At 63.5% G+C, this 21,857-nt stretch carries 20 protein-coding genes, 1 tRNA gene and 2 pseudogenes; 16 read left to right on the top strand and 7 right to left on the bottom strand.

Annotation, left to right across the window (positions count from 1 at the left end):
• Window positions 1–139: 139 nt before the first annotated feature.
• Window positions 140–430, top strand: a complete 291-nt coding sequence (locus tag A176_RS41165) for a DUF6289 family protein (RefSeq protein WP_420811429.1) — start codon at window positions 140–142, stop codon at window positions 428–430.
• A gap of 369 nt (window positions 431–799) precedes the next feature.
• Here A176_RS41165 and A176_RS39290 read toward each other — a convergent pair whose 3' ends face one another.
• Window positions 800–1,060, bottom strand: coding sequence for a hypothetical protein (locus A176_RS39290; RefSeq protein WP_193409837.1), 261 nt, complete (start codon window positions 1,058–1,060; stop codon window positions 800–802).
• A gap of 539 nt (window positions 1,061–1,599) precedes the next feature.
• Between A176_RS39290 and A176_RS39055 the strand changes: the two genes are divergently transcribed.
• The 5 genes from A176_RS39055 (at window position 1,600) to A176_RS39820 (ending at window position 5,276) form a co-directional block, all read left to right on the top strand.
• The gene (locus A176_RS39055; RefSeq protein ID WP_044890883.1) at window positions 1,600–1,827 is read left to right on the top strand and encodes a hypothetical protein; all 228 of its coding nucleotides are present in this window, start codon (window positions 1,600–1,602) and stop codon (window positions 1,825–1,827) included.
• 671 nt (window positions 1,828–2,498) lie between these two features.
• Window positions 2,499–2,879, top strand: a complete 381-nt coding sequence (locus tag A176_RS39830; protein WP_002639822.1) for a hypothetical protein — start codon at window positions 2,499–2,501, stop codon at window positions 2,877–2,879.
• Between the two features lie 352 nt (window positions 2,880–3,231).
• Window positions 3,232–3,996, top strand: coding sequence for a VapE domain-containing protein (locus tag A176_RS09865; protein ID WP_237076911.1), 765 nt, complete (start codon window positions 3,232–3,234; stop codon window positions 3,994–3,996).
• A gap of 170 nt (window positions 3,997–4,166) precedes the next feature.
• A complete protein-coding gene (locus A176_RS39825) occupies window positions 4,167–4,568 on the top strand; it encodes a class I SAM-dependent methyltransferase (protein ID WP_002639820.1) in 402 nt (133 codons plus the stop codon).
• Between the two features lie 186 nt (window positions 4,569–4,754).
• Entirely contained in the window at window positions 4,755–5,276 is a 522-nt protein-coding gene (locus tag A176_RS39820) for a DNA methyltransferase (protein WP_002639819.1), read from the top strand.
• Window positions 5,277–5,327: 51 nt separating this feature from the next.
• Here A176_RS39820 and A176_RS38645 read toward each other — a convergent pair whose 3' ends face one another.
• Window positions 5,328–5,702, bottom strand: a complete 375-nt coding sequence (locus A176_RS38645; RefSeq protein ID WP_144429525.1) for a hypothetical protein — start codon at window positions 5,700–5,702, stop codon at window positions 5,328–5,330.
• A 366-nt stretch (window positions 5,703–6,068) separates the two neighbouring features.
• Here A176_RS38645 and A176_RS09850 point away from each other — a divergent pair, with 366 nt between their 5' ends.
• Window positions 6,069–7,796 carry a PD-(D/E)XK nuclease family protein gene (locus A176_RS09850; RefSeq protein ID WP_002639818.1) on the top strand — a complete coding sequence of 576 codons (1,728 nt, stop codon included), beginning with the start codon at window positions 6,069–6,071 and terminating at the stop codon, window positions 7,794–7,796.
• Between the two features lie 119 nt (window positions 7,797–7,915).
• Here the strand turns inward: A176_RS09850 and A176_RS38640 are convergent, their stop codons facing one another.
• Window positions 7,916–8,227 carry a GIY-YIG nuclease family protein gene (locus A176_RS38640; protein WP_144429524.1) on the bottom strand — a complete coding sequence of 104 codons (312 nt, stop codon included), beginning with the start codon at window positions 8,225–8,227 and terminating at the stop codon, window positions 7,916–7,918.
• A 160-nt stretch (window positions 8,228–8,387) separates the two neighbouring features.
• On the opposite strand from A176_RS38640, the gene A176_RS09845 reads away from it, so the two are divergent.
• Window positions 8,388–10,283, top strand: a complete 1,896-nt coding sequence (locus A176_RS09845; RefSeq protein WP_002639817.1) for a DEAD/DEAH box-containing ATP-dependent helicase — start codon at window positions 8,388–8,390, stop codon at window positions 10,281–10,283.
• Window positions 10,284–10,396: 113 nt separating this feature from the next.
• On the opposite strand, the gene A176_RS37875 is transcribed toward A176_RS09845, so the two are convergent.
• The gene (locus A176_RS37875; protein ID WP_082282716.1) at window positions 10,397–11,302 is read right to left on the bottom strand and encodes an AlbA family DNA-binding domain-containing protein; all 906 of its coding nucleotides are present in this window, start codon (window positions 11,300–11,302) and stop codon (window positions 10,397–10,399) included.
• Between the two features lie 85 nt (window positions 11,303–11,387).
• On the opposite strand from A176_RS37875, the gene A176_RS09835 reads away from it, so the two are divergent.
• Window positions 11,388–12,577, top strand: a protein-coding gene (locus A176_RS09835; RefSeq protein WP_226993910.1) for an IS3 family transposase whose coding sequence is annotated in 2 segments (ribosomal slippage) — window positions 11,388–11,670 and window positions 11,670–12,577 — 1,191 coding nt in all. Because the reading frame shifts where the segments join, the coding sequence is not laid out codon by codon here.
• On the opposite strand, the pseudogene A176_RS09830 reads toward A176_RS09835, so the two are convergent.
• Window positions 12,578–13,945 (bottom strand): annotated as a pseudogene (locus A176_RS09830) (IS701 family transposase).
• A gap of 294 nt (window positions 13,946–14,239) precedes the next feature.
• Between A176_RS09830 and A176_RS09825 the strand changes: the two are divergent.
• Window positions 14,240–14,770, top strand: a complete 531-nt coding sequence (locus tag A176_RS09825) for a hypothetical protein (protein WP_002640384.1) — start codon at window positions 14,240–14,242, stop codon at window positions 14,768–14,770.
• A gap of 68 nt (window positions 14,771–14,838) precedes the next feature.
• On the opposite strand, the gene A176_RS38630 is transcribed toward A176_RS09825, so the two are convergent.
• Complete coding sequence (locus tag A176_RS38630) at window positions 14,839–15,252, bottom strand: arsenate reductase ArsC (protein WP_144429522.1); 414 nt, start codon at window positions 15,250–15,252, stop codon at window positions 14,839–14,841.
• A gap of 542 nt (window positions 15,253–15,794) precedes the next feature.
• Between A176_RS38630 and A176_RS09820 the strand changes: the two genes are divergently transcribed.
• The 5 genes and pseudogenes from A176_RS09820 (at window position 15,795) to A176_RS09810 (ending at window position 19,709) form a co-directional block, all read left to right on the top strand.
• The gene (locus tag A176_RS09820) at window positions 15,795–17,480 is read left to right on the top strand and encodes a DNA polymerase family A protein (RefSeq protein ID WP_002640385.1); all 1,686 of its coding nucleotides are present in this window, start codon (window positions 15,795–15,797) and stop codon (window positions 17,478–17,480) included.
• Between the two features lie 60 nt (window positions 17,481–17,540).
• Complete coding sequence (locus A176_RS37870; protein WP_002640386.1) at window positions 17,541–17,714, top strand: hypothetical protein; 174 nt, start codon at window positions 17,541–17,543, stop codon at window positions 17,712–17,714.
• Between the two features lie 23 nt (window positions 17,715–17,737).
• A complete protein-coding gene (locus A176_RS09815) occupies window positions 17,738–18,274 on the top strand; it encodes a hypothetical protein (protein WP_002640387.1) in 537 nt (178 codons plus the stop codon).
• Between the two features lie 2 nt (window positions 18,275–18,276).
• Window positions 18,277–18,492 carry a helix-turn-helix domain-containing protein gene (locus tag A176_RS37865; protein WP_082282714.1) on the top strand — a complete coding sequence of 72 codons (216 nt, stop codon included), beginning with the start codon at window positions 18,277–18,279 and terminating at the stop codon, window positions 18,490–18,492.
• A pseudogene (locus tag A176_RS09810) lies at window positions 18,489–19,709 on the top strand (tyrosine-type recombinase/integrase). The gene A176_RS37865 and the pseudogene A176_RS09810 overlap by 4 nt, the downstream one beginning before the upstream one ends.
• A gap of 16 nt (window positions 19,710–19,725) precedes the next feature.
• Here A176_RS09810 and A176_RS09805 read toward each other — a convergent pair.
• Window positions 19,726–19,811 (bottom strand) — tRNA-Leu (locus tag A176_RS09805).
• A gap of 311 nt (window positions 19,812–20,122) precedes the next feature.
• Here A176_RS09805 and ffh point away from each other — a divergent pair.
• Window positions 20,123–21,769: a signal recognition particle protein gene (ffh, locus tag A176_RS09800; protein WP_002640388.1), complete on the top strand. Its 1,647-nt coding sequence runs from the start codon at window positions 20,123–20,125 to the stop codon at window positions 21,767–21,769.
• The last annotated feature ends 88 nt before the right edge of the window (window positions 21,770–21,857 follow it).

Raw genomic sequence — 21,857 nt, 5'->3', positions numbered from 1 at the left:
CGACCCAATGGCAACCGCCCCAACAAGCTGAACTGTTGCGCGCACCACGAAATACCCATCCCCGACACACGCCCATCAGACTTTGTGGCAGCCTCTTCTCGCAACAGTTGTCTGGAGCGGTTCATCACCAGGAGGAACAATGCGCACACTGTTGATGCTGGGATGCGTCGTCGTCGGACTTCAGTTCGGCTGTGGAGGGGATGAGGCAGACCTGGGCGCGCAAGCCGATGTAGCATCGAGCGAAGCCCCGCTGTTCCGCTGTCTGACTGACTCCCTCACCGTGTATTACAGCGACGCCACCTACAGCACGGAAGTTGGCTCGGACCGATGCTTCTGCGATTCCACGCCAATTCGATCTGGCCGCAGAACGTCTCACTTCATCGAGTACATCAACGCAGAGTGTCCAGGGTTCGCGCCGACAACACCGTGACGCCAAGCCGAAACACCTGCTGGCTGCTTGGAGACCGCTGGGCACGGTCGGAGCGTGCTCAGGTCCGTTCCAAGTCCGCGGCACGCATATTCGACGGCCATTCGACCATCGAGTCGCCCCTGCGCAACGATCATCTGAGTTCCGACTCGTCAAGCGGTGGCCGCCCCCCGTGCCAGCCCATGTGTCTGAGTGCGGCACGGAGTCGACCAGCGGGAAGAGCCGGTGCGTGTCGCGTCCGTTGGGCGCCGCCGCCAAGTCGATGAGCGCCAATCCTGGCGCCTCTACGAGAAACGAGGGGCAGGCGGGAGTCGTCTGGGTTGCGTTCCCGGAGCCTGGCCAGCGCAACCCGAAGGCGGCAGGTTTGCCCTTCTACGGCGGCAGCCTGGAAGCGACGCTTCGCTCCGCGCCCACGGGACGGGCAAGAACCTGACGATGTTCTCGCGAATGCTGTTTGTGAATCCACCGGCCGACGGCGCTGCGTGGGAACAGGCGATCGGCCGGTGCCACCGAGAAGGGAAGCTTGCCGACGAAGTCGAGGTCGAGCTGCACCAGCACACCCACGAGCTTGTCGGGACCTTCTAGAAGGCCCACGACTTCGCCCGCTTCAACGAAAGCAACCGCCGAAAACATCAAGGGCGGGTATTACAGGCACCCAAGGTACAATTCCACCTGAACGAAAAGGCCCAGTGAAATCCGTCCCCTTCCGCCTCCATGACATCCCATCGATGATTGACAATGTGATAATCCGTCCCACTGCCGGAACTATGCCACCAGCCTGACCAGTGCTCTCCGACAAAAACAGGCCAACCCGCCCTTGGGGCATTGTCATAAGTGAACTGCAGCCTCACATTACCCCTATAGGGCGCAACCTCGGCAAATGACGTCTTGGTATTCGCGGCCGCATGCGCAAAGCCGGTCCTATTGGGCAAGCAATCATAAAAATCTCCGCCCCTGAAGCAAACAGCATCTCTCCAGCGTTGGCCATCAGTCCCCGTCCACGACGAGGTGACATCCGGGTCAGAGCCCGCTGTCGACTCCGAGCTGGGGACTGCTTCATTTCGCCCAGCCATAGAGGAGTCATCAGGAGACCCACGGTGCGACTCGGCCCTCAGCAATGATGGTGGCGGCGTGGCGCCGTCCGTAAGCCGACGGTAGAGCTCCGCAGCGGAATGCTCGGAAACATCCGCATCACGCAAGACACGCTCATCCCCGACGGGGCGGCGCTCCACGATAAGGGTGCCGTGCGACAGAACATAGAACTCAACAAAGTGATTCGGCGCCATCTCGACGCGCGCAGTCAATTGATTGAGCTCATCGAGCTTCGGACGCAACTTCCGCGTGGCGTCCATTGCAGCCACCGGGTTGGATTCAGAGAGTCGGTCGATGCGCTGGAGTGACCGTTGCGCCTCAGTCAGCGATGGAGGATTCAGGTCTATTGGCGTTTGATCTTCACCAAGATAATCACTGCACCCTGTCGACACCACGGCAACCGCCAGCAGAAATCCCCGTCGAAACGGACCTTTGCTCGTCATTGCATGTCCCCCAGTGCCCCAATTCGGATACATCGCAATTAAAATCGGCCAATCTTGAAACCATAGTCAAGTCCCGCCCGGCGCCCCAAATAGCCAAACCCGGGAACCCAGTCCGCCAGCGAACACTGCGCCAGCGACAACCAACAAGCTTCACATGAAGGTTCGGTCAAGGGGTTCCCGCACAAAACGGCCTACCAAATGTGAGAGTTGAGGCTGCGTAGGAGGATGACGCAGCAACTGAGAACGAGGGAGCCGAAGTGAACATCGGCCCTCCGCTCATCTCGCATTCGAAGACGTTGGAACTGGTTCTTCCAGGCCTGCGTGCGCTCCACCACCCAGCGGTGCCGACCCAGTCGGCCCTTCGACTCTACCCCAGGACGGGCAATGCGCGGGCGATGCTGCACCTGTGCAGCTCTCGCCGGTTCTTCTTCGAGGCGTAGGCCTTGTCGCCATGGGCCTTCTTCGGCCGGAATCGACGACCGCCCGCGGGTGTCTTCACTGCGGGCACCGCGTCTAGCAGAGGGAAGAGTTCGTGCGTGTCGTGCACGTTGGCGGCCGTCCTCGAACTCTTCCGCGCGTCCTTCGCGACAACGGACTCGCAGGAAGGGACGGAACACCTTTGTGAACAAGCCCGCTTGAAGCTGCGGCGCCACCGCGAGCGACGGAAGGCCTGTGACGCGGGACGGCTCGCCGACAACAAGGCCCATTGGGAAGCCCTCAGCGGGAGCGCCCCGGCCGCGCCCCTCACGGACTCCCCCGGACAGGAAGAAGACGCCCCAGACCTCGACGCGTGGGGGAAGGAACTCGTGCTCGACACGACGAAGGAAGGCGGCAAGCGAATCAAGAACTGTGAGGCGAACGTCTTCACGGTGCTTCTCAGCTCGCCCGAGTGGCACGGCGTCCTGCGCTTCAACTAAGTCACGAAGGGGCTCGAGGTTGAAGGCGGCCCGCTTGGCCCCGGCGTGGACCTCGAAACGCTCGACGTGCTCGTCGCCAACTGGCTTCAGCGCAGCAGCTACGGCCAGCTCGGGTTGATGCCGAAGGCGCACGTCGTCGCGCAGCAGCTCCTCGCCGTGGCGAAGCGTAACAGCTACGACCCGGTCGCCGACTACCTCGCGGGGCTTGTCTGGGACGGGCAGCCGCGCCTCGACGAGCTGCTCGTGACGTACTTCGGCGCTCGGGGTGAGCCTGGATACCTGCGGGCCGTCGGCGCGAAGTTCGCCATCTCCGCTGTCGCGCGTGCCCTGCCCCGGGTGCAAGGTCGACACGGTGTTGATTCTCGAAGGCCCCCAGGGGCTGCGGAAGTCGACGGCGTTCCGGACGCTGGGTGGCCAGTATTTCAGCGACGCGCCTATCGACGTCACCAACAAGGACAGTGCGATGCTGGCCTCTCAGTTCTGGTTCATCGAACTGGCCGAGCTGAGCACCTTCCGCAAAAGCGAGGACCAGGCACTCAAGGCATTCATCAGCCGCACCGATGACACCTACCGTCCGCCCTACGGACGCGCCAACGTGAAGTCACCGCGGCACTGCGTCTTCGTCGGCACCACGAACGATGACGACTACCTCAGAGACCCCACCGACCATCGGCGCTTCTGGCCGGTGAAGTGCAGCGGCATCGAAGTCGACGCGCTCGCACGCGACAGGGACCAAATCTGGGCGGAAGCCGTCGTGCGCGCCCACCAGGGCGGAGAGTGGTGGCTGAGCAACGAGGAAGCGGCAGGGGCCGAGCAGCAGGCCGCGCTGCGCATGGAGAACCACGGGGACAGCCGGAAGGAAGTCATCTTGCGCTGGCTGCTCGAAATGCCCGCCGACAAGCGCCCGACGGACGTCACGCTTCTTCAGGTCGGCGTCGAAGCCTTCTCGCTCCACCCGGCCCAGGTCGACCCGCGCCTCTCCCTGGAGATTGGGGCGGCCTTGAAGGCGTTGCACTTCACCCGTGGCCAGCGTCGGAAGGACGATGGCACCCGGCCGCTTGTCTACTACGTCCCGGATGAACTGCGGAACGCCGCCACGGAGAAGCGGGGCGAGTGACGCGCGCCATTTCAGGTCATCGCGGGCAGCTCGGCGCCGCATGAGTGAGCCACTCGCTACTCACCGACCGTGCGGCGCTCTTCGTTGGAGATGCCGCGCGGGTGGGCGAGGTTCTCACGCCAGACAGCGTCGACGCCATTGTCACTGACCCACCGGCCGGAATCGGCTTCATGGGTCGCGAGTGGGGCAGCGACAAGGGCGGGCGCGACGCGTGGGTCGCGTGGCTCTCCAACGTGATGAGCGAAGCGCTGCGGGTGCTCAAGCCCGGAGGCCACGCGCTCGTTTGGACACTCCAGCGAACGTCGCACTGGACGGCAACGGCGCTGGAAGATGCGGGCTTCGAGGTTCGCGATGTCGTCACGCACCTATTCGGCACGGGGTTCCCGAAGTCCCTCAACGGCAGCAAGGCACTCGACGCAGCGGCGGGCGCTCAGCGCCTCACCATCGGCCCTGGGAAGTACGCAGACCGGGGGCGGCGCTCCGACAATCAAGTCTTCGGCGCGGGCACTCCCTCTCACCTGGAAGTCGAGACGCTTCCGGCTACGGACGCCGCTCGCGAATGGGAGGGCTGAGGAACGGCGCTCAAGCCCGCCGCTGAGCACTGGATTCTCTACCGAAAGCCCCTAGCGGGAACTGTCGCCGCGAACATCCAGCGCTGGCGCACGGGGGCGCTCAACGTCGCTGCGTGCCGAATCCCCCACGCAGACCCGACGGACCTCGCCGAATCGAAGGCGCGTAACCCTGGGCGGGCTGACACGGTGACGAGCGCCGTCTACGGCACTGGACGCCCGCAGCAGCGAGTCGACGAATCTGGGCGCTGGCCAGCGAATGTCACGCTCGACGAAGCGGCGGCCGAGCTGCTCGACGGGCAAGCGACAAATGGCGGCGCAACCCGGTTCTTCTACATCGCCAAGCCCACCAGGACCGAGCGGGACACGGGATGTGCTCACCTGCCATTCCGCACGGGTGCCGAAGCGTGCGGGCGCAAGGAAGGCAGCGCGGGGATGAACTCGCCACGCGCGGGGGCGAACTCAGGAGGCGGGCGCAACCATCATCCGACGGTGAAGTCGCTCGCCCTGATGCGCTGGCTTTGTCGGCTCATCACGCCCCCGGGTGGGACGGTTCTCGACCTGTTCGCGGGTAGCGGCTCGACAGGTGTCGCGGCGCTCGCCGAAGGCTTCGATTTCATCGGCATCGAGCGCGAGCCGGCATATGCGGAGATTGCGCACGCACGTCTGTGTCATGCGATTGAGCCACTCCCGAAATCCGCACCCACCTAGCCAAGGCGAGGGGCATTCAAGCCCCTCGCCCCACAATGGCAGCCTTCAAACTCACCAACCGCAGTTGGGCGACGGCACAGGAGCCGCAGTGTAGAAATCCACCCACGCGCCAAACGAAGAAGACACCCATGAAACAGGGGTATCAAAAAGGCAGGAGAGCTGATAATTATAGGCATTTGGGAAATGAGCGAGCGCGTGGTTCTTGCACGTCTCCCAGTTCCAGCTCGAGGGCGCAGGAACCGAAAACGCGACGTAATCCCAGCCTGCAACGTTGGCGCTACGAATAATATACGAGCAGATCTTCTGAGATCCGACCGATTGGAGCATGTTCGTTCCAGGTGCCTTTAGGTCGTCTGCGCCAGCTTGCGCAGAGCCAAGGAGAATCAGAAGAGCAATCGAAGCCGAGTTCTTGCCGTCGACGATCATGAACTACCCCGCAGTGCTTGGGACCAAAGACAGACTGCCCTCGCCATTCAATTCTGTCAAATACTGCACATTATCCACACTTTTACGCCCCGCATAAACAACGCGCAGCAAGGCGATTGGAACTGTTGCTGGTGATGCCCTGGCCGAGCCCACAAGGCTGCCATCGGAGAGCGCGACGGCGAATGGTGAAGCGCAGGCACGCCTAGCTAAGCTACCCCGTCGCCTGTTGATGTAATGGGTGGCGCGAGTCGGCATACGTAAAAACCGCATGTACTGACTGCGTCATGCGATTGAGCCACTCCCGAAATCCGCACGCATTTAGGGAGGGTGACGCCTCCCGCCGATATCCCGAAGCATGGACCCTCGGTGATTGCCGGGGTCATCCAGCGCCTCAGCGTTTCCCAGCTCAAGCGCCACAAGCTGTGCCCGCGCGCATGGTTCTTTCAGAAGGTCATGCGCGTCCCCGAGCCCAGCACGGGAGCGCAGCAGGTCGGCACCGAAGGGCACGCCCAGCTTGAACATTTCCTAGCGACGGGTGAAGACGTCCTGGGCTCGTTCGCGAGGGCAGGCGCCCACCTTCTGCCCACGCCCGGTCCCGACCTGCTCGTCGAGCAGCCCCTGAACGGTGCACCGCCGCTGACGGCACGCGGCATCCCTTTCACCGGATTCATCGACCTCGTAGACGCTCGACGGCTCGCCTCTGACGGCGTCCTTCGCATCACCGACCACAAGTTCACCAGCAACGTCGCGTCGAATGCCGCGAGCGCTGAGCAGCTCGCCGACGCCGACACCGAACCCGGCTTGCAGATGGTCGGCTATGGCGCGTGGGCACTCAGCCAGGTTGAGCGCTTCCCGGGGCTGCGCACGCTGGAGCTCGAACACTTCTACTACCAGACCCGGGGACAGCGCCTTGCCGCGTCCGTCGTCGCAACGGTGCCCGCCGAGCACGTCGAGCGCGAGTGGCAGACAAAAGTCGCTCCCCAGGTCGAAGCGATGAAGGAGCACGCGCAAGCCGCCCGCGCTTCCGACGTGCCCGCGAATTACGGCCCCGCCTGCGGCAAGTACGGCGGATGTCCGTTCATGGCGAAGTGCCTCACAGGAGAGAACAAGACGATGTCCCTGCGCGACAAGCTGCTCAACAAGGCTTCCGAGTCCGTCCCCCTTTCCGTTGCTGCGGTCGAGCGCAACGCCCCGGAGCTGCCCGCCGTTCTTCCCCCGGACGCGCCCGCACCTACCCCCGTGCAGACGGCTCCAGAGGTCGCCCAGGCGACTGAGCAGCCCGCGCCGAAGCGTCGCGGTCGCCCTCGCAAGGTGGCCGAGTCCGAGCAGCCCACCGACGCGGCCCCGTCGCCTGCGAGTTCCCTTCGGGTGCTTTTCGTCGACTGCATCCCGACGACCTTCGACGGACCGACGCCCGAGTCGCTTACGAGCTACGTCGACACCATGCATCGCAAGGTGGCCGAAGCGGGCGGCGTCGACGACGTGCGCTTCGCGGGCTCCGACTCGGCGCTCGGGTTCGGCAAGTGGCGCGGGGCGCTGGCCATGGCGGCGCGCGCCGAGCTGCCCGCACCCGGCAGCTACGTCGCGCTCGGGGTTGCCCAGTCGGAGCTGATGCAGGTCATCGTCGAGGCGCTCGAACCGGCGTTCGACGTGGTCGTTCGTGGAGCGAGGCAGACAGGCCGCCAGGGCTCACACCCCTCGCGCAAGGCGTTCTGGGTTCTCACGAAGAATACGCTCTACACTCGACTCTCGCGCAATACGGCTCAAAACTTGATGGCGACATTCCTCATCAAGTGCCGCAACATGCGAGCCAACAATCGCCATAAGAAAAGAATCTACTTGGCGCGCGACCTCAAGTGTCCACTCCAAACGCTCCGCCCAGGAAGCTTCATAACTTCTGTTAGGTGCCGCAGCCCCGTTGTTTGCACGAATCAAAGGCGGATAGATGACGCGCGACGGCTGCGTATAGTGATTATCCTCCTGAGCCCACAAATCATTAAAGTCGACCGTTACCGCCTCGTCGACAAATGGCCACACACAGAGCAGATCTCCTTCATCATCATTACACGCATTCCAAAACTCCTCCGTCACTAGCAAATCCACAGCATTCTCACGACGAGCCCTGAACTCCTCCAGAATCCCTTCAATCGATTGAGACGGACCAACTGGAGGCAGCATGCGAATTCTGGCCACATCAAGCGTCAAGCCATCATTCAGCGGGGAGCAAAGGTTGAAATCAGGAACATCTCGTTGCTTTCGAGTTCAACAATCGGAACGACGACCCAAGCTATGCTTACAGGAATATACAGCTTGGTGAGTAAAATGAATTCCGGAATACGGTGGTGGCCAACCCATCGTTTTTGGAAATTCTTCGCCTTCCCAATGTACGCAATTCGCTCGGGCGGCTCCCCATAAAGAACAAAATAGATGCCCGACTCTACCGGCAGTTGACCGCGATCCTGAAAAACCACTCGCTGCAACTTAAGCACATCGTCTCGTGTGAGCGGCAGAGAATGATAGTCCATGATTTCGGCTTCGCGTGATTTGTGGTGCCAGGAGCTTAGCGAATTCTTGAATGTCGCGCAGCGGCAATTTCGACACCAACAGCAGCCGCACCGTCAAATCGACTGAGGCAGCGCAGACGAGCACCCGTCGCCAACTCGTTCGCTGGAGACACCACCCAAGATGAGACTACTGGGCAGACGCTACTTGAGTGAGCGCCCCGCCACCGCTGCGCAAACAGCTCTCGCAAAGCTCGCTGGCGACCGCTCGCCTATCGCAAAGGGGCAGCCCGTGGGCTGGTCTCCCGACCTCGCACGGGTGCTCAGCCTGCCGCGCCGCGACCTCGCGAGCACCTACGCCGATGCGGACTTCGCCGCGCTGGAAGCCACGCTGCGCGCCCCTGCCGACACGCGTTGCACTTGCGGGACGCTCGGGAAGCGGTGCCCGGCCGCGTTGCTCCCCATTCAGCGTCTCGCCCTCCTGGAAGCCGCGCGCATGGGTGGCGGGCTGTTTCCCATCGGCGTGGGGCACGGGAAGACGTTGGTCGACCTCCTGCTGCCGCTCGTCGTGCCCGGGTGCAAGGTCGCCGTCCTACTCCTGCCGTCCAACCTCCGCGCCCAGCTCATCGAGGTCGACTGGCAGTTCTACAGCGGGCACTGGCGCTTGCCCAACCTCGCTGGCGGCAGGTGGTTCCGCCCCGGTCTGCCTGTCCTTCACGTCATCACCTACGAGAAGTTTTCGACTCAGGAAGGCACCGACCTCCTGACGCGCATCCGGCCGGACCTCATCATCTGCGACGAAGCGCACAAGCTGAAGGACAGGAAGAGCGCTCGGACGGGCCAGTTCCTTCGCTACTTGGAGCTGAACCCCGAAACGCGTCTCGTGGCCCAGTCGGGCACGCTGGCGACGAGGACGGTCAAGGACTACGCCCACCTCGCGGAGTACGCGCTACGTGGCGGCAGCCCGCTACCGTTGAAGCAGCACGTCGTCGAAGAGTGGGCCTCTGCGCTGGACCCCGGAACTACCGTCGCCCCTCCGGGCGCACTCCTTCAGCTCGTTGACCCGGCGCACTCACTCGCCCCGCTTGAAGGGGAGAACGAAGCCGACCGTGAGCGCCGACGCGTGCGTAACGCCTATCGACGGTGGCGCAACGCAACACCGGGTGTCGTAGCTACGGACGAAAGCGCCGTCGGCATGCCGCTCGTCATTCGCACGCGCGACCCGGGGCAGGTCCCCAACGAGCTGCTCGCCCACATTCAGACGGCACTCGGAGGGCAACGCCCCGACGGCGAAGAGTTCGTCGACGAGCTGCAACGCGTCGTCTGTGCTCGGCAGCTCGCGAGCGGCTTCTTCCACCGCTGGCGCTACCCCGACGTCCAGGGCGTTCCGCAGGACCCCGAGCTGATCGTTCGGTGGTTCGCGCGTCGGCAGGAGTTCAACCGGGAGCTGCGCGAGCGCATCAAGCGCCCCGCTGAGCATCTCGACTCACCCGGACTGCTGATGCGCGCCGCGATTCGCGCTCACCAGTCACCGCCCTACGAAGGAGAACTGCCGACTTGGCGCGCGATGTCGTGGCCCGCGTGGGCTGAGATTCACAAACGCATCGTCCACGTCACCGAAGCCGTGTGGCTCTCCGACTTCATTGTGCGTGACGCGGCGAAGTGGGCGCTACGCAAGGGGCAGCCGGGAATCGTATGGGTTGAGTTCCCGGAGATTGGCCAGCGCATCGCGAAGGCAGCGGGCGTGCCCTTCTACGGCGGCGGCCCGGAAGCGTCGGCGACCATCATCAGGGAGAGTGGGACGCGTTCCATCGTCGCTTCGCTTCGTGCCCACGGGACGGGGAAGAACCTGACGATGTTCTCGCGGATGATGTTCGTGAATCCTCCGGCCGACGGCGCTGCGTGGGAACAGGCCATCGGCCGGTGCCACCGACAGGGGCAGCTCGCCGACGAAGTCGAGGTCGAACTGTACCAGCACACCGACGAGCTTGTCGGGGCATTCCAGAAGGCCCGCGACTTCGCCCGATTCATCGAACAGACGGAGGTCACACCGCAGAAACTGAATTTCGCAAATCTATGAAGACGCACCCCTGTCGAAGTCCACGGAAGAACAGATAATGAGCACCAATTCAACACAGGCGACAAACGCCTTCATACGACTGGCAAGCCCCGATGCCGCACTCGGCAGGTATGTCAGTTCAGCACCCCCTCTGCACTCACGGAGAAATATGGATTTTCAACAATCTCCCTTATCTGCTCATGGTTAAAGTTCACGCGCCAGCCCTTCAGCACAACCCCCTCCGCACAGATGCGGCCCGCGATCTGAATCGCCACATCCCCTGCCAAAGAGCCCACACCACTAACCGCAAACCTATACTCAAGCTGAGTCACGGGCAGCGCGATTCCGGGATGAATGACGTGGTCAGCACCGCCGCGATACTCAGTTATCACGCTCTGACCAGAAACAGGAGGCAACCCCCAATGGCCATTGCCACTAACCCCGTAAGCCGAAAATGAAAACGGCCCGCGCTCGTCTACGGACAGGTAGATATATTTTGCAATCGCCACCCCGACATTCTTGATACCAACAAGCAACCTTACTCGCCCTCGGGAGTTCACGTCAGAACGGGCCTCGACGTACGGGGTGAGTCGCGGCTGATGGCGGCGCCCAAACATATCGGCAACTTGATAGTGCTCCATCGGCATGAAAGAGTCTCCGATCCTTTGATAATACCGATGGTCTTTCATGCTGCGATGCGGCGCAAGATCGCTCTTCGGCACGTACACCAACACCACTCCACCTGTCTGTCCTTGGAATAGAAGCCTCTTCGTCTCTACTCCTGAAACAGGAAAGGATGTGGAGCGCGGGATATACGTGTTGACCTCCTGCTCAAAATCATTAACTGGGGAGATCAGCTCTAAGGTCGGCGCTTTATTCTGCGGGGCATCGACCCCCAAGACAATTACTCCTCCGTCGGCGTTGGCGAATCCTGAAATTGCCTTGGAGAGCACATGCTGAAAGTCCTTATCCAACAATGGGCTAGCACAATCCTGCTTTATTTTGAAGTCAACATAGAGATCCTCAACTTGGTCCTTAATACGACTTGGTCACATCCGTGAGGGCAGCTCAGGTGGGAGTAGCCCGGTTCCGTGGACACCCGAGATGTGATGGAAGGAGCACGGGATGTCCGCGACTGACGAGAAGCAGAGGAAGCCCCGTAGGCCACGCCGGGAGTTCACGGCGGAGTTCAAGGCCGGGGCGGTGAGGCTGGTGCTGGAGGAGGGGAAAACGATTCCCCAGGCCGCCCGAGACTTGGACCTGACGGAGTCAGCGCTGCGGCTGTGGGTCGAGCAGACGAAGACGGACCGGGGCGGGGGCAGGCCTGGAGCGCTGACGACGGTGGAGCGCGAGGAACTCTCTCGGCTGCGCAAGGAGAACCGGGAGCTGCGGATGGAGCGGGAGATACTAAAAAACGCGGCGGCCTTCTTCGCGAAGGAGATGAAGTGAAGTTCTCCTTCATCCACGCGAAGAAGGCCCTCTTTCCCGTCGCTGTCCTCTGTCGTCACCTGGGCGTCTCACGCAGTGGCTACTACGCCTGGGCGGCGCGGCCCGAGTGCGAGCGGAAGCAACGCGACCGGGCGCTTCATCTCGAAGTGGCAGCCGTCCACCAGGAGAGCCGGGGCACGTACGGCGCTCCGCGGGTGCATGCGGAACTCAAAGCGAGAGGCCAGCGGGTGGCGCGGAAGCGAGTGGCTCGCCTGATGCGCCAGGCGGGCCTGCGTGGCCGTGCACGGCGTCGCTTCGTACGGACCACCGACTCGGCCCACCACCACCCCGTGGCGCCGAACACCCTGGAGAGGAACTTCCAACCCGGTCAGCTCCACCGTACGTGGGTGGGTGACATCACCTATGTCTGGACCGACGAGGGCTGGCTGTACCTGGCGGTGCTGCTGGACCTCTTCAGCCGCAAGGTGGTGGGCTGGGCGATGGGCGAGAGAATCGACCGCGGCCTGGTGCTGCGCGCACTCGACATGGCGTTGCTCAGCCGTCCCGCCCCGCAACTTCACCACTCGGATAGGGGCAGCCAATACGCAAGCGAGGACTACCGCCGGCTGCTGGAGGAGCACGGCATCGGATGCAGCATGTCGCGCAAGGGTAACTGCTGGGACAACGCCGTGGCGGAAAGCTTCTTCTCCACCCTGAAGTTGGAGCTCGTCTACGTCACCCGCTTCAAGACGCGTGAGGCGGCGAAGCAGTCGCTGTTCGAGTACATTGAGGTGTTCTACAACCGGAAGCGGCGCCACTCAGCCCTGGGCTACGTCTGCCCTGCGGAGTACGAGCGGATGGCCGAAACCAAGAGGCTGGCAGCATAGTCAACCTGTCCACCGAACCGGAGCAGGCCCACAGGCGGAGCTCTGGAGTTGATGGCCCTGTTGCAGAGCGGGCAGGTGCCGATTTGCCGAAGCAGGAGCGGCTGAAGCGCGCGCCGAACCATGGGCAGCGTCCAGTGCACTCGGCTCCGGGGGGAAAAGCGCCCGACGGAGCGCGAGGAAGCCGTGAGCCACGGCGCAGAGGGTGGCGTGGTGGTGGAAGCCACGCCACGTGCGTCCTTCGAAGTGGTCGAGACCGACTTCAGCCTTCAACTCCTGGTAGTCACGCTCGACGCGCCAGCGCAGCTTGGTAAGGCGCACGAGTTGCTTCAGGGAAATACTGGCAGGCAGCGTCGAGAGGTGGAACTTGGTGGGCTGCTTCTCGTTCTTGGGCCATTCGCACAGAAGCCACTGCTCATCGCCCGGGGCCAGTCCCACTGAGTACCCATGGGCGATGCGGATTCGCAGCGCTGCGAAACGTGAACGCTTGCGCCCCTTGGCACCTTCACCCCAATTGACCGACTTCCAAGCGGTGGGTGGCAGGTCAGCGGCAAGCTTCTGGGCGGCAATGGGCTTCGCGTCACCATAGCGGTAGCGCGTGCGCGCAGGCCCACTCATTCCCTCAGACTTAGGAGGAATGGGCGGAGGCGCGAATCCTGGAGGCCAGAGCACCGAGTCGCCTCGGATGCCGACGATGTACGGAAGCCCTCGGCGCGTGAGCTCCTCGCGAAACTCGACTTCGTTTCCGTAACCTGAGTCCGCCAGGAAAAGACGCGGCCTGACACCCCAGCCAAGCGCGCGCGCAAGGAGCCCGAGGGCGATGTCCCGCTTCGTCTCGAACGAGACATCCTCGGGCACGCCCGCCTTGTGCAGTCGCTCCGGGGCGGATGTCCATTCCGCCGGCAAATACAGCCGCATCCCAATGCAGCCGCTGCCCTTCTCTCCCGCCAAATGCAGACTGACGGCCACCTGGCAGTTGTCGGTCCGGCCCAACGTGCCCGAATACTACCGGGCGACGCCTACCGAATGCTTGCCCTTCTTGGGAAAGCCCGTGTCATCCAGTACCAGCGCCTCAATGTCCGGTAACTCTGCCTCCAGTTCCAGTGCCAGTCGGCGCATGACCTCCTCGTCCGCCCATGCGCTGCCGCTGACGCACTGCTGGAGGCGCTGGCGCATGGCCTCCTGCTCGCCAGCGTCTTCCACCAGTCGCCCCGCCATCGGGTCGATGCTCTTGCGCTCGCCTTCGAGCAGCAGGCCCTTGACGTACCAGTCCATCGCCCGTCGCCGCTCTACGCGGCCCAGGCCTGTGAACATCGACCCAAGGAAGCTCTCCAGCTCCCCCTCCAGCCGCTTCAGTTGCCTCGGCGTCATGCATGGGGAACAGTCCGCCCGCCCTCACGCATTCTGGAAGTGACCAAGTCGTATTAAGCAAGCGCTCTACATCCTGCTCGGTATTGACTGCATTGAATATCGCTCTGGCTGGACTTTCCATTGTGACCTCTCATTGGAGTGTTCCGCTATAGAGTACCCGGGGATTGCCAGAGAGTACACCTGACAGCCCAGGCCGAACCCATTGGTCCGGGCCACTCCCAGAATCCGCACGCATTTACGTGGGGTCAGCGCGCTTCGCCGCTGACATAACCCAAGCCGAAGGGCCCACGTAACATGAACAATGCACTGACGAAGATTGCCACCGCGCAGGCTGCGGCTGGCGGACGCTACCCGCGCTTCGGTCGCTACCTGCTCGAAGTCGAGGTCATCCGCACGAAGGAGGGCTTCAAGGGCGATTCCGCCATTGCCGAGTTGAAGGTTCGCGAGTCCGAGCCCCTCGCGGGTGGCGAGACTCCGAGCCGACCGGGCGAGACGGTCGACTACGTCGAGAACCTGAGCGACGAGAAGAAGGGCGGCGGAGAGCGCTTCAAGTCCTTCCTGATGACGCTCGTGGGTGCCGACGAGTACGAGTTCGCCAACCCGGCCGCCCTGAAGAAGTTCTTCGACGAGCGGCAGGCGGGTACGCACCTCCTGATTCGCTGCGAGGTCTTCCCGAAGCAGCTCCCCGCGAAGGAGGGCCACGCCGGGAAGGTCATCAGCGGCTATCGCTGGTCGCACGTCGAGCTGAACGACGAGCAGCTCACCCAAGCTGAGCACGCGCGCAAGGCGAGCAAGCTCCCCGCGCTCGCCGACGCCCTCGCCTAGTTCGCTGCTACGGCGAACCTCATTGGGTAGGTTCGCCGTGCATCATGGCTAGCCCTATGGAGTCGCTGCTACGTGGGGCGACCCCAACCGTTCTCCTCTACAAAGCCCGAGACGAGTGCAGCAATCGCATCGCGAATCGGTTCGACCTCCTGAAAGCTCTTCTTGTCCTCAGGGCTATCCATCGGAGGCCATTCCACGCGCTGCGGCCCCTGAATCCCCTTAGCTACGCTCGAACCGACAGAAGTGACAATATGCGCTGCGCTTTTGGCGAGTTCAGGTGTGAGAACCACCACTTTGCCGTCCGTCTTCTCAACTTCCATTTCACGCAGCGCCGCCGCGACTAGTGGATGGTAGTTGTCCGCGGCCTTCGTTCCCGCAACAATTGCCTGCGCCTTCTGAGGGTCCGCCAAAGCACCAAAGCAAGCCGCTGCGAGCTGCGCGACTCCGGCGACTCCCTCACCGGCAAAAATGACTGTCTTCATGTTCAAGTCCTCCTTTGAACGAACTCTTGTTCGCGCACCGACGTTAACCGACACAAGTCACGCCTGAAATTGCTCGCCGGTGCAGGTCTATTCAGGACTCGGAACTCTCCGTGCCGCATCAGTTCATTTGTCTTGTCGGGAATTAGGCTCCTAAGCAGGCATCCACGTATGTTTACTTCAAAACCAGCCTCACCTTTCCAAAACAACAAGGAAACCCTTTTGAGTGTCTGGTCCTTCGACACGGAAACGTGGCTGATTCAGCCCGGCTTGCTTGCGCCCCCTCTCGTGTGCGGCAGCATAGCAGCGGCAGCTCCAGGCAGTGAACGACTGCTCGACAAGGCTCAAGCCCGGCAGTTCTTTCGCGAGGCCATCACCTCACCTGACACGGACCTTGTCGGCGCAAACCTCGCCTACGACCTGGGCGTCATGGCGGCGGATGACCCGAGCCTCGTGGCGCTCATCTTCGCGGCGCTCGAAGCCGCCGCCTGCATTGCGTCCAGGTCCGCGAAGCCCTCATCGACATCGCGCGGGGGCTCTACGGCGTGGACCCGTCGACGGGCCGGAAGCTCGACGACGACGAAGGCGCCCGCTACCCGCTCGCGCTTCTCGTGCAGCGCTACCTGGGCCTCGACATCAGCGAGGACAAAAAGAATCCGAAGGCATGGCGCCTGCGCTACGGGGAACTCGACGGCGTGCCTGTCGAGCGCTGGCCGACGGAAGCCGCTGCGTACCCGAAGCGAGATGCCCGCTACACACTCAACGTCTTCTTCCGGCAGGAAGCCATAGCCCGGGAGACCCCCAACGGCGGCAACCTGCATGCCGAAGCCGAGCAAATGCGCGCCGCCTTCGCGCTCCACCTCGCTTCCATCTGGGGACTCAGAACGAACGGTGACTCGGTCGCCGTGCTGCGGGAGCGGGTGGAACGGGAGTGGGGAGAGAACCGGGCCAAGTTCCAGGCGGCGGGCATCTACCGGGCCGATGGCACCAAAGACTCAAAGCGCCTCGCGGCGCTCGTGACTGCCGCCTACGACGGACAGCCGCCCATCACCGCGCCCAGCGACCGATTCCCCGACGGCCAAGTCGCGACCGACCGTGACACGCTGCTCGGTTCGGGCGACACGCTGCTCGAAGATTTGGGCAAGAGCGGGCGCGTCGACAAGTACAAGTCGACTTACCTGGACGTCGTCGAAGCGGGCACCTCGCTCCCCATCAATCCACGCTTCAACGTGCTCGTCAGCACCACGCGCGTTTCGAGCGACTACCAGCAGCTCCCGCAGAAGGGCGGCATCCGGGAGGTCCACGAGGCCCGTCCCGGCTTCGCCTACTGCTCGGTCGACTACGGAGGGCTTGAGCTTCGCACCATGGCTCAGCGGGCCATCTGGGAACTCGGCTTCTCGAAGATGGCCGAAGCGCTGAACAGCGGCCTCGACGTCCACACCCTTGCCGCGGCCGAATTCCTCGGGGCGAGCTACGACGAGCTGCTTCCGAAGGTGAAGGCGAAAGAGCCCCTCGCGGTCGCCTTCCGCCAGCTCGCGAAGATTCTCAACTTCGGCAAAGGCGGCGGGATGACGGGCGGCTCGCTCGTCTACAACGCACGCGCGAAGGACCGGGTTTCCTTCTGCCTGCTGGCGAAGCGCGCAGACGTCTGCGGTGTCCAGCGCGTCGTCATCACCGTGCAGCGCAAGCCGAAGATGGTCTGCCGGGCCTGCGTCGAAGTGGCGAAGGAACTGGACACGAAGTGGCTCAACGCGTGGCCTGAGCAGCGCGAGCTTCAGCAGCGGGCGAAGTCGAGCACCTACGGGGGCGGGTTCGCCGATGTGATGACTCCGGGCGCGAACATCCTGCGCGGCGGGTGCGGCTACACGCAGATTCTCAACACGCCATTCCAGGGGCTCGGCGCTGTCGGGTGCAAGCTCGCCATGTGGCGCGTCAGCCGCGAGATGTACGTTGACCGTCGCTCGCCGCTCTACGGCTCGCGACTCGTCCTCATGGTGCATGACGAGCTGATTAGCGAGCTGCTCGCCAATGACGCCCAGCGGATGCACGACGCCGCCGAGCGCAAGGCGTACCTGATGCGCGAGGCGATGAAGGAGACGACTCCCGACCTGGCACCGGCAATCGAAGCCGAGCCTGCGCTGTCTCGCATCATGTCGAAGGACGTCGCCACCGTGCGCGACAGCTCCGGGCGACTGCTCGTCTGGGAGCCACCAACAAAGCGCGCTGCCTGAACCACGGCCGAAATCCGCACCCATTTAGGGAGCACACGCACTCCCTAACAGGTGCAACGCATGGCCAAGACAACCGACGCGCGCGAACAGCTCCCGCCCGCTCTCTGCCCGTATCTCGACGCGGACATCGACGACGCGGTCGCCTTCGATGTCGCCGACTTCCACGAGCTGCGCTTGCTGTCCGCGCTGGGAGGTGAAGCGACCTCCCGTCATCTCCTGGGGGCGGCCTGCTGATGCCGACGACTCGAAATCTACTGGTGGCGCTCGACCCCGGGCTTCGCGAGTGCGGCGTCGCGCTCTTCGACCTGGACTCGGGCGAGCTGCTCGCGGCGGGTATGCCCACGAATCCCGAGCGGAAGGCCCGTGGGCTTACGACATGGTCGCGCATGGCGGGAGGGGTCGCCGCGTTCGTCTCAACGTTCCTGGAGCCGCTCAGGGCCGCTGGCGTGGCTGTTTCTGTCACCGTCGCGAGCGAGTGCCCCCAGGTCTACACAGCCGGGAAGAGCAAGGGCGACCCGAACGACCTGATTGAACTCGCGGGAGTCGTCGGCCGGGTTGCCGGTGAGCTTCGCGCGACGAGTAAGCGCAGCTTCCTGCCGCGCGAGTGGAAGGGAACGCTCGACAGAGACGTCATGGTCGAGCGCATCAAAGCGCGCCTCGGCGAGCGCCCCCACGAACACCTACGGGTGCAGCTCCCGCGCGCCCAAGACAAGCACCACAACGTTTGGGACGCCGTCGGCATCGGCCTTCACGTCGTCGGCCGACTCGCGCCCCGGAAGGTCTTCCCGAGGTAGCCATGCCTGATAGCCATGAAGGAATCCCGGAGTTCCTGACGGTCGATGAGGCCGCAGCACTTCTGCGCGTGAACCGAAAGACGCTCTACGAGTCGATTCGCCTGGGGCAGCTCCCGGGAGTCGTTCGCATCGGAAAAGCGCTGCGCATTCGACGGGAGGCCATCGTAACGTCGCCCTCGGGAACGGGCCGCGATTCTGCGCTTTGGAGTCGACGATGAGCGCCAGGTTGCGAAAGTGGACGACGAAGGAAGGAAAGTCTGAGGAGGCGTGGCAAGTGGACTTCGTATTTCAGCACGCGGACGGACGGAAACAGCGAGTCGTGAAGTTCTCGCCCGTCCAGACCCGTCGGGGTGCTGAGCAGTACGAACGCGAATTGCGAAGCGCCTTGCTCAACGGGACTTTCGGAAAGGAGCAGTGCGGCGAGGAAAGCGTCATCACGCTTGCGGACTTCACCCCGCGACTCCTCACCTAGAGCGAGAACAACAACAAGCACTCAAGCGTCGACAGCAAACGACAGATTCTCAGAGACCACATCCTCCCATTCTTCAGGGAAATGCCGCTCGCGAACATTGGCTTGGCCCAAATCGAAGACTTCAAGGCGCACATGCGCAAGAAGAAGTCGGCAGCTCACCAACGGAAGGATTCCGCGTCAACGCGAGCCATCCGGAAGCGGCAGCGTAGCGAGCCCAAATCCCTGAGCCTGAAGACCATCAACAACGTGATGACAGTGCTTCACAAGCTCCTGACGCTGGCAGAAGAGCATGGGGTCATCCGTCAGGCGCCGCGCGTAAAGCCGTTCGGAAAGCTACCGAAGCCTCCCTTTGACTTCCTGAGCTTTGGGGAAGCGGATCGGCTTCTCGCCGCCGCTGAGCCCGAATGGCGCACGTTGCTGCTGGTCGCTATCAAGACGGGGCTACGGCAGGGGGCACTGATCGGGCTCCAGTGGCACGACCTGACCTTGACGCGGGGCCTGCTTCACGTTCGTAGGACCCTCTGGCGCGGCATAGAGGGATTGCCGAAGGGAGGACGTGAACGGACGGTCGACGTGCCCGCCTCCGTGGTTGATGATCTCAACGCCCACCGGCACCGTCGGGGGCGGTTCGTCTTCTGCCAGGAAGACGGGCAGCCACTCACCAAGGGCAAAATGGCGGCACCACTGGGGCGCGCCCTCCGGGCGGCGGGCATCTCTCGCGAGGCGGGAACGATTGGGTGGCACGACTTGCGCCACACCTACGGCAGCCATCTCGCGATGAGGGGTGTTCCGCTCAAAGTCATCCAGGAGCTGATGGGCCATTCGACCATCGAGATGACCATGCGCTACGCCCACCTGAGCCCCGACACTCGGAGAGAGGCAGTCGCCGTTTTGGACCGGCCTCTCGCTCTGGCGTGCGACATACGTGCAACATGGAAGGAGGCCGCCCCTAACCGCACGTAATTACTACAAAATTTAATGCACGAGCCGGGGATCGAACCCGGACGGCCCTTACGGGCCAGCGGATTTTAAGTCCGCTGCGTCTGCCAGTTCCGCCACTCGTGCCCTGCTGCGCGCCGCACCCTACAGGGCCTGTCCCGTCTCCGGCAAAGGCCTCGTGCGGTCCCCTGCCCCCATCCCTGCTGAAGGCCCTCCAGGCGGGCGCGTGGGGGCTCGACGCCCGTCATGGCGGCCCCTGACAACCTCCGGGGGGCCCGGAGGGATGGCGCAACCCCTGGAGAGCGTTGAGGAATCCAGGGCCCTGGGTCGGATTCGCCGCCAGGGCGGCCCTTCCCACGGCCCTTCTCTCCAGAGTTCGACGTCCGGGATGTGCTCCACCGTCGCATCCCGCCTGACCCTGTTATAAAGCGCCCCCCATGCTCGAGACTGTTACCAAGGGCTTCCGCGCCGCCAAGAACCGCCTCGCCGGCAAGAGCGAGCTCACCCCGGAGCTGGTGGACGAGTCGCTGCGCGACATCCGCGTCTCCCTGCTCGAGGCCGACGTGGCCTTCGATGTGGTGAAGAAGTTTGTCGCCCGCGTCCGCGAGAAGTCCGTGGGTGAGCTGGTCCAAACGACCGTCACCGACGCGGCTGGCCAGAAGCGCAAGGTCAGCCCGATGGACCACTTCATCAAGATCTGCCACGACGAGCTGGAGGCCCTCATGGGGCCCGTCGACACCAGCTTGAAGCTGAAGCCCAAGGGCCAGCTTTCCGGCATCATGATGGTGGGCCTCCAGGGTTCCGGTAAGACGACCACCACCGGGAAGCTCGCCAGCCGGCTCCTGCAGGAGGGACGCAAGCCCCTGCTCGTCGCCGCCGACATCTACCGCCCCGCCGCCGTGGACCAGCTCAAGGTCCTGGGCGAGCGCCTCAAGGTCCCCGTCTACCATGAGCCCGGCGTCCAGCCGCCCGAGCTCGCCAAGCGCGGCTACGCCGCCGCCCGCGAGCAGAAGTGCGACGTGGTGCTCATCGACACCGCCGGCCGGCTCGCCATCGACGAGTCGCTGATGGCCGAACTGGAGTCCATCAAGGGCAACGTCCAGCCGGACAACATCCTGCTGGTCTGCGACGCGATGATTGGCCAGGACGCCGTGCGGACGGCGGCGGAGTTCGACCGGCGCCTGACGCTGGACGGCTTCATCCTCACCAAGCTGGACGGTGACGCCCGCGGCGGCGCGGCGCTGTCCATCAAGGAAGTCACGGGCAAGCCCATCAAGTTCCTCGGCATGGGCGAGTCCATGGACAAGCTCGAGGAGTTCCGCCCCGCGGGCCTTGCGGGCCGCATCCTCGGGTTCGGCGACATCGTCGGCCTGATGAAGGACTTCGAGAAGGTCGTCGATGAAAAGAAGGCCGAGGAGGATGCGAAGAAGCTCCTCTCCGGCCAGTTCACGATGAAGGACTTCGTCGAGCAGATCCGCATGGTCCGGAAGATGGGACCGCTCAAGGACCTGCTGGAGAAGTTCCCCCTCTTCGGCGACCTCACCGAGCACCTCAACCCGGACGAGAAGGAGCTCACGAAGATTGAGTCGATGTACGACTCGATGACGGCGAAGGAGCGCCTGCGCCCGGACACCATCAACAACAGCCGCATCCAGCGCATCGCCAAGGGCAGCGGCCGCAAGGTCGATGAGGTCAAGGAGCTGCTCCAGAAGTTCGGGATGATGCAGCAGGTGATGGGCACCATCGGGCAGAATCCGGGCCTGCTGGGCCGCATCCCCGGCTTCAAGCAGCTCGGTCAGCTCTCGCAGATGAAGAACATGGACCTCTCCAGCATGTTCGGCGGCGACCCGAAGATGATGGAGAAGATGATGAGCGGCGGCATGCCTGGCATGGGCATGCCCATGCAGATGCCGCAGATTGCGCCCGGGTACACGCCGCCCATGGGACAGGCCGCCATGGCCAAGGCCCGGCTGATGGGCTACGCGCCGCCCTCCGCGTCCGGCAAGCCCGAGGACCGCGACGCCATCAAGGAGCGCCGCAAGCGGGAGAAGGAAAACAAGAAGAAGAACCGGAAGAAGAAGTAGGCCTCACGCGGCCCCAGGCCCCACGCCCGCCTCCCGCATCCGTGCTGGGAGTGCGGGCGTTCGTGTTTCTGGAGCATGGGTCCGGCGC

Source organism: Myxococcus hansupus (assembly GCF_000280925.3).
GTDB classification, from domain to species: Bacteria; Myxococcota; Myxococcia; order Myxococcales; family Myxococcaceae; genus Myxococcus; species Myxococcus hansupus.
The sequence above is the reverse complement of the archived record's forward strand: the minus strand, read 5'-3'. Positions and strand labels throughout refer to the sequence as shown.

Excerpts from the sequence above, each read along its gene's own strand:
- A176_RS41165 (WP_420811429.1), top strand. The coding sequence starts at position 140 with ATGCGCACACTGTTGATGCTGGGATGCGTCGTCGTCGGACTTCAGTTC.
- A176_RS39290 (WP_193409837.1), bottom strand. The coding sequence starts at position 1,060 with ATGTTTTCGGCGGTTGCTTTCGTTGAAGCGGGCGAAGTCGTGGGCCTT.
- A176_RS39055 (WP_044890883.1), top strand. The coding sequence starts at position 1,600 with ATGCTCGGAAACATCCGCATCACGCAAGACACGCTCATCCCCGACGGG.
- A176_RS39825 (WP_002639820.1), top strand. The coding sequence starts at position 4,167 with ATGGGTCGCGAGTGGGGCAGCGACAAGGGCGGGCGCGACGCGTGGGTC.
- A176_RS38645 (WP_144429525.1), bottom strand. The coding sequence starts at position 5,702 with ATGATCGTCGACGGCAAGAACTCGGCTTCGATTGCTCTTCTGATTCTC.
- A176_RS38640 (WP_144429524.1), bottom strand. The coding sequence starts at position 8,227 with ATGGACTATCATTCTCTGCCGCTCACACGAGACGATGTGCTTAAGTTG.
- A176_RS09845 (WP_002639817.1), top strand. The coding sequence starts at position 8,388 with ATGAGACTACTGGGCAGACGCTACTTGAGTGAGCGCCCCGCCACCGCT.
- A176_RS09825 (WP_002640384.1), top strand. The coding sequence starts at position 14,240 with ATGAACAATGCACTGACGAAGATTGCCACCGCGCAGGCTGCGGCTGGC.
- A176_RS38630 (WP_144429522.1), bottom strand. The coding sequence starts at position 15,252 with ATGAAGACAGTCATTTTTGCCGGTGAGGGAGTCGCCGGAGTCGCGCAG.
- A176_RS37870 (WP_002640386.1), top strand. The coding sequence starts at position 17,541 with ATGGCCAAGACAACCGACGCGCGCGAACAGCTCCCGCCCGCTCTCTGC.
- A176_RS37865 (WP_082282714.1), top strand. The coding sequence starts at position 18,277 with ATGCCTGATAGCCATGAAGGAATCCCGGAGTTCCTGACGGTCGATGAG.
- ffh (WP_002640388.1), top strand. The coding sequence starts at position 20,123 with ATGCTCGAGACTGTTACCAAGGGCTTCCGCGCCGCCAAGAACCGCCTC.